Raw genomic sequence first — 12,815 nt, forward strand, 5'->3', positions numbered from 1 at the left:
AAAACTAGGACATTCTAATGATAGCTCAATTGCTGGACAAGGTCAATATCGCAGGCGGCAAAACGTCGGACTTTGCCGCATCTACTCTTGCGCCCATCGACCGATGAGAAAGCGGAGCAGCTCGGCGGCCTGCTCTCTGACAAGCTCGTGCTTGTACGATTCACCCATGCTCTCGAGCGGAACAACCGGAACGAACCAAACGCGGTCAGCTTCTTCGCCCTCTTGCCACGCACGGTCGCACGTCACATAAAACAGATGCTTCATTCCTTCCCGCCTAAGCCGGTTGGTCCAATCCGCCAGCCTTTCGGTAAGCAGCGCCCGCGGCTCATCGGCAAAATACACAAACGACGGCATCAAAAACAACCGGCCCTTCAGCTGTCGCTCGACCTCGGCCGCGATGAGCCCGACAAGCTCCCCGCCGGAAGCGAGCCGCTTCGCTCCTTGGCCGAACGCCACCGGCAAAAGCGGAAGGAGCGCCGTGTCGATGTAGTCGCGCTCTCGTTCATAGAGGGCGACGTCCTCGCCTGTCCACTTCATTCGTACTCTCCTTTTCCTTAAAGTTTCTTCCCTTCATCACCATACCATATTTTTCGGCAAAAGAAAAACCTTGCCGGCGGCAAGGTTTTTACAATTTGTTTAATTCATCGGTCAGGCGGCGGAACGCCTCTTCATCATGGCGGTCAAGCGCCTCATCGATCAGCTTCATGAGCCGCCCGCGCCGGAATTCGTAAATGGAGCGTTCCAAAAACTGCTCGGCGAGGCGCTGGTCGTTTTCGCTCACTTGCGCCTGCTTCGGCGCATACGGGTTTTCCTCAAGCACAGCGACATATTGCGGCGAGTGAAAAGAAGCGCGGAAATTCAGTTGAATGTAAATATCTTCGTCGCGGTTTAAACGGATGTCATGGAACGATTTCTCTGCATCGGTTGTCATCACATTGCCTTTGTAAAAACGGAACGGCACATCGTCGACGCAGTGAGTCGACATAATGATGCCGCGCGGGCAATATTGGGCATTCTCGACAAAATGCACCTTTTGCATGAGCTGGTCATGGCTCATCAAATAGTTTAAAATCCAGACACACTCGCGCCGCTTCAACTGATAGTGGCTTAAAAACCAACGGATAAACTCTTTTTTCTCATTGACGGATACGTGCGTCATTCTGCGCTTCCCCCTCGATCGGTTTCCAAGAAAGAGGTTGGGCCACCGCTTCTCCCCTACTCTTCGAGCTCAAGCAGCATCTCCGCCGCCTCCGTATGGGTTGGGTCGAGACGGACGATCTGTTGAAATATTTCTTTCGCCGCCGCCCGATTTCCTTCCTCGATGAGAAAATATCCGTACTCTTCGAGGAACTCGACATTGTGCTTAAAGAAATTATATGCCTCGCCGTAATGATTTAATGCATCGTCGTACATCTCAAGCCGATGTTTGGCGCGCCCAAGGTCCCATTCAAACTGCGGATCGTACTCGCCATCGGCCATCGCCTGCTCAAGAAGCGCTACGACATCCTCATAGCGCTGTTCATTTAGCCAAAGCGCCGATAAAACCGTGAGCGCCTCGATGTACCCGCCATCGATCTCAAGCGCTTTTTTCAAATGTTCCTCTGCCTCCTCCGGCTTGTTCAGCTTGAGCGCCAGCTTGCCTGCGTAAAGGCGGAGCTCTTTGTTCCATTCGTCGACGCCGACGCCCTCAAGCGCCGTCTCATAGCTTTGCACGAGCCGTCCTTCTTGTTCATACGCTTTCGCCAAATAAAGGTAAAGCGGAGTGTAGTCCGGATCGAGCTCTTTTAAAGCGCTGAGCTTATCGATGGCCGTTTGTGTATAGCCGGCCTGCAACGCGGTGAATCCGTAGGCGAACAGCGTCCGGCTGTCCATTTTTTCATTGAGCGCCTCCTCATAATACGGAAGCGCCGCCTCGAATTCCCCGGAACGGCTGAGCGCCTCAGCGATCCGCTCGGTGATCAAGACGCCGGCCATCTCCTTATTCGTCTTCCGCACCTGTTCATAAAGCGGCACGCTTTTTGAGTATTCACCGTGCGAAAAATACAACTCAGCCAACGCAAACTGCACGATCGGCTCATCTGGAGCTTTCTCGTACGCTTGACGCAGCTTCCGCTCGCTCACTTCCGCCAGCCCTTGCATTTCGTACAAATCGGCGGCAAGAAGGCACGCGCGGACAAACTGCGGATCGTCTTCGTCGATCTCCGACAAAATGGCGAGCGCTTCCTCTTCGGCTTCAAGCTCCGTATACACTTCCGCCAAAAACAGGCGAATGTCGCCGTCATCCGGATAGCGGGCAGCGAGCTCCTCAAGCAGCTCCTTCGCCTCTTCCGGCATTCCCCATCCGTACAAGCAGTCGGCAAGCGCGTATTTTTCTTCATCACTTCCATATTTTTTCACTTTCGGCACGAGCGCCAACGCTTGGTCGACGTTTCCGTTTTCCACTAAGCGAATGATTTGTTCGACGCGTGTCATGGTTTCGTCAGCCCTCTCTTGCGGCAGGCGGCCGGGCGCCCACAGGAGCCCATCCGCCTTTGCCATTCAAATCGTTATGTACCGTTACAACGGGAACATGAATGATGATAATCGATCATGGCCGTTTCCGCAACCAAACCGCTCGCTGTCTGGAAGGTGCGCCGTTTTTCGGCCGGAAACCGGGAATGTATCCGCTTTCAAAAAATGCGAAGCCAATTCCTCTCACTGACAATATATGAACGAACAACGCAAAATATGACCGCCCGCCCGCTTGGGGCGGGAGGCCTTTTACAGCAGCGAGCGGAGATCGGCAAAAAACGCCGGATAGGAAACGGCGACCGCTTCCGAACGCTCGAGGCGGACCGTCCCTTTGGCGATGCAGGCAGCAACGGCGAGCATCATGCCGATGCGGTGGTCGCCATGGCTGTCGACAACAATCCCGTCGGCATAAAGCGGCGTTTTGCCGCGGATCATCATGCCGTCGTCGGTTGCTTCGATGTCAGCGCCGAGTTTTTTCAACTCGGTGACGACCGTATGGATCCGATCCGTCTCTTTCACCTTCAGTTCGCTCGCGTCTTTGATGACGGTCGTTCCTTCCGCCTGCGTCGCGAGCAAGGCAATGATCGGAATTTCGTCGATCAATCTTGGAATCAGATCCCCGCCGATTTCGACCGCCCGAAGCGTCGACGTGCGGACCGTAATATCACCGACCGGCTCGGTTTCCTCGTTGCGGACGTTGTCAATCGCAATATCCGCCCCCATTTGTGTAAGCACATCGATGATGCCGGTCCGCGTTGGATTTAAGCCGACGTTTTTCAGCGTAATTTCGCTGTTTGGCACAATGGCGCCGGCGACAAGGAAAAAGGCGGCTGACGAAATATCGCCGGGAACGTAAATGTGCGTCCCGCGCAAGCGTTGCGGACCGGCCACCGAGACGGTCAAGCCATCCACATTCACTTCACCGCCAAACAACCGAACCATCCGCTCGGTATGGTCGCGCGAGCGGTGCGGCTCGGTGACCGACGTTACGCCGTCGGTGAACAAGCCCGCAAGCAAAACGGCTGATTTCACTTGCGCGCTCGCCACCGGCGAAGTGTAGCGAAGCGGGCGAAGCGCGCCGCCGCGGATGGAAAGCGGCGTATAATTGCCGCCCTCACGCCCGTCAATACGCGCTCCCATTTCGCGAAGCGGCTTCGTCACCCGCCCCATCGGTCGCTTGGCGATCGATTCATCGCCGACAAGGCAGGCGTGAAACGGCTGGCCGGCCAAAATGCCGAGCAACAGGCGCGCCGTCGTTCCCGAGTTGCCGACATCAAGCACCGCGGCCGGCTCGCGCAGCCCGCCGGGGCCGGCTCCTTCGACAACGACTGTCGTCCCGTCCTGGCGAATGTCAACGCCGAGTTTCCGGAAACAGTCGATCGTGCTTAAACAGTCCGCCCCAGGCAAAAAATGGTCAATCACCGTCCGTCCAGAAGCAAGCGCCCCGAGCATGACGGCGCGATGGGAAATCGATTTGTCGCCGGGGACTTCGATCATTCCTCGGAGCGACGACACGTTGGTTGGCAACTGCATGCAAAATCCCTCCATTGTTTTTCCTTGCTACCCTTCATAGGTGGCATAGTTCGTATGTTTGGCGAGGCACGCTTTCGCCCGCGCCCGATCGTCTTCGCTTTGGAAGCTGAGGCGGAGCACGCCGTAAATTTCTTCGCGCGTCTCAATGATGCGGATGTTCGTGATGCTGATGTTTTCCTCGGCCAAATAGCCGGTCACTTCGGAGATGACGCCCGGATAATCCGGCACGTCGACATACAAATCGTAAAACGACGGAATCGCTCCTTTCGTTCTCGACGGCAGCCCGTCGCGAAACTGTTTCGCCTCTAAAAAGTAATGGTAAATCGCGATGCTGTTTTCTTCTTCGACAAACGAACGCAGCCGCTCCATTTCGGCGATCCAGCGGTCAAAGAGCGCAAGCAGTTCATGCTTGTTATGGATAAAAATATCGCGCCACATTTCCGGATTGCTCGACGCGATGCGGGTGATGTCGCGGAAGCCGCCGGCCGCCAGCCGGCTGACGAGGGCGTTTTCGCACTCGTATTCGCGCGCCTGATGAACGAGGCTCGCCGCAATCAAATGCGGAAAATGGCTGATTACGCCAGTGATGCGGTCGTGCTCTTTGGGCGTTAAGATGACAAACTGCGCTTTCGTTCCCGCAAGCCACTGTTTCAACGCCTCGACTTGCTGCGGCGGCACATCGTCCGTCGGCGTCAAAATGTAAAAGGCGTTTTCAAACAGATGAGCCCTTGCGGCCGCCACACCGCTTTTATGCGACCCGGCCATCGGATGGCCGCCGATGAACGCTACGCCATGATCCAACAGGCGGCGGGCGCCTTGAACGATGCGCTGCTTCGTGCTGCCGACATCGGTAACGATAACGCCGCGCTTCAACCGCTCGAGCGGCATCGACGAAAGCAGCGCCTCCGTCTGCATGACCGGAACGGCCAGAACGATCAAATCCGCCTGTCCGTATCCGTCTTCGGGCGAACGGGCGGCTTCGTCGATCACCTTGAGCGAGCGCGCCAAGCCGAGCTGCCGCTCATTGACGTCGTAGCCGATGATCATCGCCTCCGGATGCGCTTTTTTAATCGCCAATGCAATCGATCCGCCGATCAAGCCGAGGCCGACAATGAACACTTTTCCTTCCAATCGTCCCACCTACTTTATGTAAACGTGCGCCCGTTGCTTTCGAAAAGCAACGGGCCGATCTTTTCTATCCATCCCGCCGCTGAACGGTCAGGCGAGCTGTTTTTCCCGAAGCAGTTGCGAAACGAGTTCCAACACCCGGTCGTTTTGCTCTTTCGTGCCAACAGTCACACGCACGCCGGTCGGCAGCCCAAGCGCTTGGCCAGAGCGGACAATGACGCCGCGCTCCAGCAAATAGCGGAACACTTCGTCGCCATCCAACCCGAAATCAATGAACAAAAAGTTTGTCTGCGATGGGTAATACTTCAGGCCGTTCTCCTCGCAAAAGCGATAATACCGCTCAAGCTCAGCGCGATTTCGTTCGACGCAGGCGCGGATGAACGCTTGATCGTCAAGTGCGGCCGCCGCGGCCGCTTGGGCGATGGTCGACGTGTTAAACGGCTCGCGCGCCGGCTCGACGGCGCGGATGAGCGTCTCACTCGCCACGCCGTAGCCGACGCGGAGCGCAGCGAGCCCGTATGCTTTCGAGAACGTGCGCATGACGACAAGCTGCTCGTACTCGTTTAAAAGCGGCACCGTTTGCGGGTAGTCGGGCGCCGTCGCATATTCGTAGTACGCTTCGTCCACGACGACGAGCACGTGCGGCGGCACGCGATCCAAAAAGGCGCGCAGCTCGGTGTCATTCACATACGTGCCCGTCGGGTTGTTCGGATTGCAAATCCAGACGATGCGCGTGTTTTCATCGATCGCCGCAAGCATCGCCTCCAAATCATGACGCCCATCAACAAGCGGCACTTCGCGCACCTCGGCCCGCTCGATGATGGCATTGTGCCGGTATTGCGGGAATGTCGGCGCCGCCATCACCGTATTCGCCCCCGGCTCTAAAAAGGCGCGGCAAAGAATTTGCACCACCTCATCCGAACCGTTGCCAAACAGAAGCTGTGTTTCCTTGACGCCAAGATGCTTCGCCACCTTTTCGCGCAACGTGCGGGCGTAGCCGTCCGGATAGACGGCGAGGCGGTCAAGCTCAGCGGCGATGGCCGCTTTTGCCGCTGGCGACGAACCGTACGGATTCTCGTTAGAAGCAAGTTTGATAATCTCAGGCAAGCCATATTCCCGCTTGACTTCTTCGATCGATTTTCCCGGCTGGTACGGAGAAAGCCCCCGGAGCGATTCCTTTACTTGCATGATTGTCGCCAACTCCTTCAATTCGGAACTTTTAGCGCGAAGAATAGGCTTCTCGAAGCGGCGCGGCAAGCGAACGGGCGTAGGCAGAAAACTCGGCGACGGCCGCTTCCCTTTCGTCCGGCGCCTGCAACCTCGGAGCCAGCTGCTCGACTTTTTGCACGAGCGCGCTGCCGACGACAACGCCGTCGCACACCTCTTTCAACATCGCGACTTGCTCCGGCGCCGAAATGCCAAAGCCGACGGCGACCGGGACGCGGCTATGCCGCTTCACTTCGCGGAGGAAATCGCCGAGCGTCTCCGGCAGCGTCTCACGCACGCCTGTAACGCCTAGCGAGGAGACGCAATACAAAAACCCTTGCGCCGCCGAAGCGATCCGCTCGATCCGCTGCTTCGACGTCGGCGCAACAAGCGAAATGAGCGGGAGACCAAACCGTTCGCCAAGTTCGCGGAGCGGACCGCTTTCCTCAAACGGCAAATCGGGAATGAGCACGCCGTCGGCGCCATTTTCCCGCGCTAAAGCAAAAAAGGATTCTTCTCCTAATTGTAACACAGGATTGTAATACGTAAAGAGAATAATCGGAATGTTTACCCCTTTTTTTCGCATCTCGCCAATAAGCTGAATGGCTTTCGGCAGCGTCATGCCCCCGTCAAGCGCCCTTGCGGCGGCGCGTTGAATCGTCGGTCCGTCAGCGAGCGGGTCGGAGTACGGCACGCCAAGCTCTAATATGTCAGCGCCGGCCTCCTCAAGCGCCAAGGCGAGATCGATCGTCACATCGGGAGCCGGATCACCGGCAACGATAAACGGGATAAATAGCGGCGGATTAACGGACAGTGGCAATGTCTTCACCTTCCCTCGCACCAAGATGGCGCATCATCGTTTGCACATCTTTATCTCCGCGGCCGGACAGGCAAATGAGCACCGTTTCATCCGGCGGCATCTCGCGTGCGAGCTCGACGGCTTTCGCCACCGCATGGGCCGACTCGATGGCCGGAATGATGCCTTCCGTTTGCGCCAACAATTGAAACGCAGCGACGGCCTCGTCATCGGTCGCGCTTTCGTAGCGGACGCGGCCAATGCTCGCCAAATACGCATGTTCCGGGCCGACGCCGGGGTAATCAAGGCCGGCTGAGATCGAATACGGTTCGAGAATTTGTCCGTACTCGTCTTGCAACAGGTAGGTCATCGCCCCGTGTATGACCCCTTTCGTCCCTTTTGTGATGGTCGCCGCATGGTGCGGAGTGTCGATCCCTTTGCCGGCCGCCTCGACGCCGACGAGGCGGACGTCATCTTGCAAAAACGGGTAAAACATGCCGATGGCGTTGCTGCCGCCGCCGACGCAGGCAACGATGACATCCGGCAGCTTCCCTTCACGGGCGAGAAACTGTTCTTTCGCTTCATCGCCAATCACGCGCTGAAACTCGCGCACCATTTTCGGGTACGGATGCGGACCGACGACCGAGCCGATCATGTAAAAATGGTCGTCGCAGTGGGCGACCCAATAGCGAATCGCTTCGTTCGTCGCATCTTTCAACGTTCGGTTGCCGCTTGACACCGGCACGACTTCGGCGCCCAACAGTTTCATGCGAAACACGTTCAGCTCCTGCCGCTTGATGTCTTCTTCGCCCATAAAAACGATGCAATCCATGCCGAAATGGGCGGCCACCGTCGCCGCGGCGACGCCGTGCTGGCCGGCTCCGGTTTCAGCGATCAGCTTTTTCTTGCCCATCCGTTTTGCCAAAAGCGCCTGGCCGATCGCGTTGTTGATTTTATGGGCGCCCGTATGGTTTAAATCTTCGCGCTTTAAATAAATTTTCGCGCCGCCGACTTGCCGTGTCAAATTCGGCGCGAACGTGAGCGGGGTCGGGCGACCGGAGTAATGCTGCAAAATGCGGATGTATTCTTGTTTGAACGATTCATCGGCAAGCGCTTTGTCAAGCTCCGCTTCGATTTCCTCAAGCGGAAGCATGAGCGTCTCAGGGACAAACTTGCCGCCGAAATCGCCAAACCGGCCGTATTCATTCGGAACGCGTTCCATCATCTAACCCCACCTTCTCCTTCATAAAAGTTGAAAGACGAAGAGCCGCATTTCTTCAGAGAGCCTGCGTTTGTTCATCGTCCGAGCGTCAGCGCCGTCTTTTGGCCCTTCGTTTTGTTATTTTTTTATCAGGTGTGTTGATGAACCAATAAAAAGTCTGTCGAGAAGGCTCTAGTCCGAGCTTTTCTGCCGTAGTCGGCAAGCGGCTCGCTTGCCGACCGGGCATGCTGCCGCATGCCCCCTCGAACAATGAACGCTTTGCGGGCAAATGTCATTCGCCCGCCGGCGTTCTTGTTCGAGGGAAAAGGCAGAAAAGCTTGTGTTCAGCCATATCATTCTGTGTTTTTTCGTGCATAAAACGGATCATCGACACCCGTGATTCTTTATTTTTTCTTCGATTTGTTTCATCTTCGTTGGATCTTTGCGTCCGTCCGTTTCAATGCCGCTGCTGATATCGATGCCATCCGGGCGGTAGACAAGCAGCCGCTCGATATTGTCCGGAGTGATGCCGCCGGCGATGAAGCACGGCACGCCTTGGCGGGCCGCCTCTTCCAAATAGTGCGGCACCGCCTCCCAATCAAAAGCGACGCCCGTCCCCCCCCAGGCGCCGGCGGCGCGGCTGTCAACGACGTAGCCATCGGCAATGCCAGCGTACTGCCTCATCGCCGCAAGCGCACCGTCGCCATGGTGGATCGCCTTCCAGACGGAAAGCGGCACCGCCTCTTTCACCGCCGCCAGCTCCGCCGGCGTTTCCCGGCCGTGGCATTGGATGACATGAAGCGGCAGCTCGGCGGCGACAGCGGCGATCCGCCTAACGGGGGCGTTGACAAAGACGCCGACAAGCTGCTTTGCGCCAAGCTTATGGGGCGCGAGCCATTGCTGCACTTCACTCGGAGAGACGTTCCGCCTGCTTTCGGCGAAAATAAAGCCGAGGTAATCAGCCCCGCTCGCGATAGCGGTCTGCACATCTTCAGCCGAACGGTTGCCGCAATATTTAATTCGAATCATCCCCATCTTCCTCCCCAAACAGCCGGTAGACCGCTCGCTCCACATCATCTTGGCGCATGAGCGACTCGCCGACGAGCATGGCCTGCGCTCCGTACGATTTGACCGTCTTCACATCATTGAAGGAACCGATCCCGCTTTCGCTGACGATGACGCACGATGGCGGGATGAGCGGAGCGAGCGTTTTGGTCGCCTCAAGTGTTGTCACAAAGGTATGCAAGTCGCGGTTGTTGATGCCGACGATCTCCGGCGTAAACCGATCGAAAATCCGCTCGAGCGTCTCTTTTGCATGCACCTCGACCAGACATTCGAGCCCCAAGCTGTACGCTTCATGATAGAGCCCCTCGAGTGTTTCCGGCGGGAGCGCCTCGCCGATCAATAAAATCGCATCCGCCCCGAGTCGGACGCTTTCCTCGACTTGCCGCCGATCGATGATGAAATCTTTGCGCAGCACGGGAACGTTAACCGCTTCTTTCACCGCTCGCAAATAGCGGCGATGCCCTTGAAAATACCGTTCATCCGTCAGCACGCTGATCGCGTCGGCACCGGCGCGCTCATATGCTTTCGCGATGGCCACCGGGTCAAAATTCGGGCGAATGATGCCTTTTGACGGCGACGCTTTTTTCACCTCAGCGATCAAGCCAAGCATCCGCCGCGGCCGACGGAGCGCCGCCGCAAATGGCCGGCGCTTTCGCTCTGGCAATGGCGCCGGCAGCGTCAACGTTTCCACTTCTTCCCGTTTGGCTGCTAAAATTTGCTCAAGCATCATGAACCACTTCCTTCGCCCGCAGGCGTTGCAGTTGTTCGTATGCGGTTTTGGACAAAATGGCCTCTTTCGCCATCGCCACTCCTTCGGCAATCGTTTCGGCTTTGCCGGCGGCATACAGGGCGGCGCCGGCGTTCAGCGCAACGATATTGATGGCGCTCTCCGGCGCTGTTCCCGCCATCACCGCCTCAAGAAGCGCGGCGCTCTCTTCCGGATCGCGCACTTGCACATCGGCAAGCTCGCCGCGCGGCAAGCCGGCGTCTTCTGGTGCGATGACAAAGCGGCGGATCGCACCGTCTTTCAACTCCACGACATCCGTTTCTGCAGCGATGCTGCATTCATCAAGCCCATCGCGCCCGGTGACAAACAACACATGTTCCGAGCCGAGGCGGCGCATCGCCTCCGCCAATTTCTCAGCGTAGCAGGTCGAATAGACGCCGACGACTTGCCGCTTGCAGCGCGCCGGATTGGCGAGCGGGCCGATCAAGTTGAAAACGGTGCGGAAACCGATTTCCTTCCGCGGCCCGGCGGCGTGTTTCATCGCCGCGTGATAGAGCGGGGCGAACAAAAACGCCAGCCCTTTCGTTTCCAACGCCTGTTTGGCGGCCGACGGCGACGTTTGAATGTCGATGCCGAGCCGCTCGAGCACATCAGCGCTGCCGCTTTTTGACGAAACAGCGCGGTTGCCGTGCTTGGCGACTTTGACGCCAAGCGATGAAATGACGATCGCCGCGGCGGTGGAAACGTTGAATGTCGCCGCCCCATCGCCGCCCGTGCCGCACGTATCGATGACATCATCACTAGCCTCAATGGCAGTCATCCGGTCGCGCATCGCCCGCACAAATCCGACGAGCTCATCGACTGTCTCTCCGCGCAGGCGGAGCATGGACAACAGACTTGCGATTTGACTGTCCGTCGCCTCGCCGGACATGATGATATTCATCGCCGCATACGCTTCGTCTTCCGTCAACGCTTTCCCTTCCGCACATTTTACAAGCAGCTGCTTCAACATACGGCCCTCTCCCCTTTAGCAAATAGTCGTTCCGCTTGTTCAATCGCATTCATCAAGGCGCTCGCCTTATTGCGCGTCTCTTTCCACTCCAGTTCCGGAACGGAGTCGGCGACAATGCCGGCGCCGGCTTGGACATAGGCATAGCCGTCTTTCACGACCGCTGTCCGGATGGCGATGCACGAATCGATGTTGCCATCAAACCCGATATAGGCAATCGCTCCGGCATACAGCCCCCTTGCTGTCGGCTCGAGTTCCTGCAAAATTTGCATCGCCCGCACTTTCGGCGCCCCGCTCACCGTTCCAGCCGGAAAGGCGGCAAGGAGTGCATCGATCGGGTGGACGTTGTCGTCCAGTTCACCGACGACTTTGGAAATTAAGTGCATCACGTGTGAAAATTTGCCGATCTGAAGCAACACCGGCACCTCGACCGTTCCATACTTGGCGACCCGGCCGATGTCGTTGCGCGCCAAATCGACAAGCATATAATGCTCAGCCCGTTCTTTCGGGTCGTGGTACAGCTCATCAGCCAGCCTCTCGTCTTCCTCCGGCGATCGGCCGCGCCGCCGTGTGCCGGCAATCGGATCGATTTCAACGCGCCGACGGTGCACTTGAATCAGTTTTTCCGGCGAACTGCCGACAATTTCCACACCGTCAAGCTGGAAATAAAACATGTACGGCGACGGGTTGATGTATCGGAGCAGCCGATAAATGGCAAAGCCTCCGGCTTGAACCGGCACGCAGAAGCGCTGCGACAGAACCGCTTGAAACACATCGCCGGCCGCGATGTACCGTTTCACGGCCTCCACATCGCGCAAAAACTGTTTTTTGTCATAGTTGGACACCGCTTTGGCAAACGAGGCGGTCCGCCCCGATTCGCTTTCCGCCGGCAAGAGCGGCTGCTCGGCTTGAGGGCGGGCCGCTTTCGCCGCGAGATCGGCCATGCGCCGTTCGGCCGCGCGGTACGCTTCGATTTTCTCTTCCTCCGTTTCGTTGCCGCTCAACCGAATATAGTGAATGACGAGCAACTCACGCTTTTTTTGGTCAAACGCAAACAGCGATTCACAAAACACGAAATAGGCCGTCTTCATAGGCACATCGCGGTTTTTGTGGCGCGGCACTTTTTCGATGGCGGAAATGAAATCGTAGCCTAAAAACCCAACTGCACCGCCTGTAAACGGCACCGTCTCGGCAAGCGGCTTGACGGCAAGCGTCCGCTCGACCCATTGAAACGCTTCTTTCAGCGTCGGTGCGGTGATTTGTTCGTTCCCGTTTTCGTCTTTCACCGAAAACGTTTCGCCGGTTTCGCTCTCCAGCGTCAAAAACGGCGCCACACCGATGAACGAATAGCGCGCCCACGGCGATTCGTCATCCTTGCTTTCAAGCAAAAACACGGCTTCCTCGCGCAAATTGGCAAACACGCCGAGCGGCTCAATGACATCGGCTACAAATTTGCGCACAATCGGGATGGTTCGAAATTCGTTCGCTTCCGCCAAAAAAGCGGCCAGCCCATCAGCAGACATCACTTCTCCTCCCTTCATGATCAGCGGGCGGAGAATGAGGGTTTATGAGGCGAAAAAAGAGAGGGAAAATAAAACGCCCAAAGACGACCGTCTTTGGGCAGATGTCGGCGAATGAA

12 protein-coding genes are annotated in these 12,815 nt (G+C 57.2%); all 12 read right to left on the reverse strand.

The genetic code is table 11. From position 1 onward, the window contains the following. Positions 1 to 81 precede the first annotated feature (81 nt). The 12 genes from GYMC52_RS11035 to trpE all read right to left on the reverse strand — a co-directional run bounded on the left by GYMC52_RS11035 (position 82) and on the right by trpE (position 12,699). Complete coding sequence (locus GYMC52_RS11035) at positions 82 to 537, reverse strand: YpiF family protein (protein ID WP_013144908.1); 456 nt, start codon at positions 535 to 537, stop codon at positions 82 to 84. 88 nt (positions 538 to 625) lie between these two features. Continuing rightward, positions 626 to 1,159 carry a ReoY family proteolytic degradation factor gene (locus GYMC52_RS11040; protein WP_013144907.1) on the reverse strand — a complete coding sequence of 178 codons (534 nt, stop codon included), beginning with the start codon at positions 1,157 to 1,159 and terminating at the stop codon, positions 626 to 628. Between the two features lie 56 nt (positions 1,160 to 1,215). Then, on the reverse strand, positions 1,216 to 2,472 hold the full coding sequence (locus tag GYMC52_RS11045) for a tetratricopeptide repeat protein (protein ID WP_013144906.1): 1,257 nt from the start codon (positions 2,470 to 2,472) through the stop codon (positions 1,216 to 1,218). A 288-nt stretch (positions 2,473 to 2,760) separates the two neighbouring features. After that, a complete protein-coding gene (gene aroA / locus GYMC52_RS11050; RefSeq protein WP_013524125.1) occupies positions 2,761 to 4,044 on the reverse strand; it encodes a 3-phosphoshikimate 1-carboxyvinyltransferase in 1,284 nt (427 codons plus the stop codon). A 27-nt stretch (positions 4,045 to 4,071) separates the two neighbouring features. Beyond that, entirely contained in the window at positions 4,072 to 5,175 is a 1,104-nt protein-coding gene (locus GYMC52_RS11055; RefSeq protein WP_013144904.1) for a prephenate dehydrogenase, read from the reverse strand. Positions 5,176 to 5,262: 87 nt separating this feature from the next. After that, positions 5,263 to 6,360 carry a histidinol-phosphate transaminase gene (hisC, locus tag GYMC52_RS11060; protein ID WP_013524126.1) on the reverse strand — a complete coding sequence of 366 codons (1,098 nt, stop codon included), beginning with the start codon at positions 6,358 to 6,360 and terminating at the stop codon, positions 5,263 to 5,265. Positions 6,361 to 6,391: 31 nt separating this feature from the next. Beyond that, positions 6,392 to 7,198 (reverse strand): tryptophan synthase subunit alpha, encoded by an 807-nt coding sequence (trpA, locus tag GYMC52_RS11065; RefSeq protein ID WP_041469239.1) that lies wholly within the window; start codon positions 7,196 to 7,198, stop codon positions 6,392 to 6,394. After that, positions 7,182 to 8,396, reverse strand: a complete 1,215-nt coding sequence (gene trpB, locus GYMC52_RS11070; protein ID WP_013524128.1) for a tryptophan synthase subunit beta — start codon at positions 8,394 to 8,396, stop codon at positions 7,182 to 7,184. The genes trpA and trpB overlap by 17 nt, the downstream gene beginning before the upstream one ends. A gap of 363 nt (positions 8,397 to 8,759) precedes the next feature. After that, a complete protein-coding gene (locus GYMC52_RS11075; RefSeq protein ID WP_013524129.1) occupies positions 8,760 to 9,404 on the reverse strand; it encodes a phosphoribosylanthranilate isomerase in 645 nt (214 codons plus the stop codon). Continuing rightward, complete coding sequence (trpC, locus tag GYMC52_RS11080) at positions 9,391 to 10,167, reverse strand: indole-3-glycerol phosphate synthase TrpC (RefSeq protein WP_041469525.1); 777 nt, start codon at positions 10,165 to 10,167, stop codon at positions 9,391 to 9,393. Before trpC ends, GYMC52_RS11075 begins: the two co-directional genes overlap by 14 nt. Further along, complete coding sequence (gene trpD / locus GYMC52_RS11085) at positions 10,160 to 11,179, reverse strand: anthranilate phosphoribosyltransferase (protein WP_013144898.1); 1,020 nt, start codon at positions 11,177 to 11,179, stop codon at positions 10,160 to 10,162. The genes trpC and trpD overlap by 8 nt, the downstream gene beginning before the upstream one ends. After that, positions 11,173 to 12,699, reverse strand: coding sequence for an anthranilate synthase component I (trpE, locus tag GYMC52_RS11090; protein ID WP_013524131.1), 1,527 nt, complete (start codon positions 12,697 to 12,699; stop codon positions 11,173 to 11,175). The genes trpD and trpE overlap by 7 nt, the downstream gene beginning before the upstream one ends. Positions 12,700 to 12,815: the final 116 nt, after the last annotated feature.

This window comes from Geobacillus sp. Y412MC52, from assembly GCF_000174795.2.
GTDB classification, from domain to species: Bacteria; Bacillota; Bacilli; order Bacillales; family Anoxybacillaceae; genus Geobacillus; species Geobacillus thermoleovorans.

Bases quoted from the DNA above. Each gene is read 5' to 3' on its own strand.
- trpB (WP_013524128.1), bottom strand. From the start codon at position 8,396: ATGGAACGCGTTCCGAATGAATACGGCCGGTTTGGCGATTTCGGCGGC.
- GYMC52_RS11035 (WP_013144908.1), bottom strand. From the start codon at position 537: ATGAAGTGGACAGGCGAGGACGTCGCCCTCTATGAACGAGAGCGCGAC.
- trpD (WP_013144898.1), bottom strand. From the start codon at position 11,179: ATGTTGAAGCAGCTGCTTGTAAAATGTGCGGAAGGGAAAGCGTTGACG.
- hisC (WP_013524126.1), bottom strand. From the start codon at position 6,360: ATGCAAGTAAAGGAATCGCTCCGGGGGCTTTCTCCGTACCAGCCGGGA.
- trpE (WP_013524131.1), bottom strand. From the start codon at position 12,699: ATGTCTGCTGATGGGCTGGCCGCTTTTTTGGCGGAAGCGAACGAATTT.
- GYMC52_RS11075 (WP_013524129.1), bottom strand. From the start codon at position 9,404: ATGATTCGAATTAAATATTGCGGCAACCGTTCGGCTGAAGATGTGCAG.
- GYMC52_RS11040 (WP_013144907.1), bottom strand. From the start codon at position 1,159: ATGACGCACGTATCCGTCAATGAGAAAAAAGAGTTTATCCGTTGGTTT.
- trpC (WP_041469525.1), bottom strand. From the start codon at position 10,167: ATGCTTGAGCAAATTTTAGCAGCCAAACGGGAAGAAGTGGAAACGTTG.
- aroA (WP_013524125.1), bottom strand. From the start codon at position 4,044: ATGCAGTTGCCAACCAACGTGTCGTCGCTCCGAGGAATGATCGAAGTC.
- GYMC52_RS11045 (WP_013144906.1), bottom strand. From the start codon at position 2,472: ATGACACGCGTCGAACAAATCATTCGCTTAGTGGAAAACGGAAACGTC.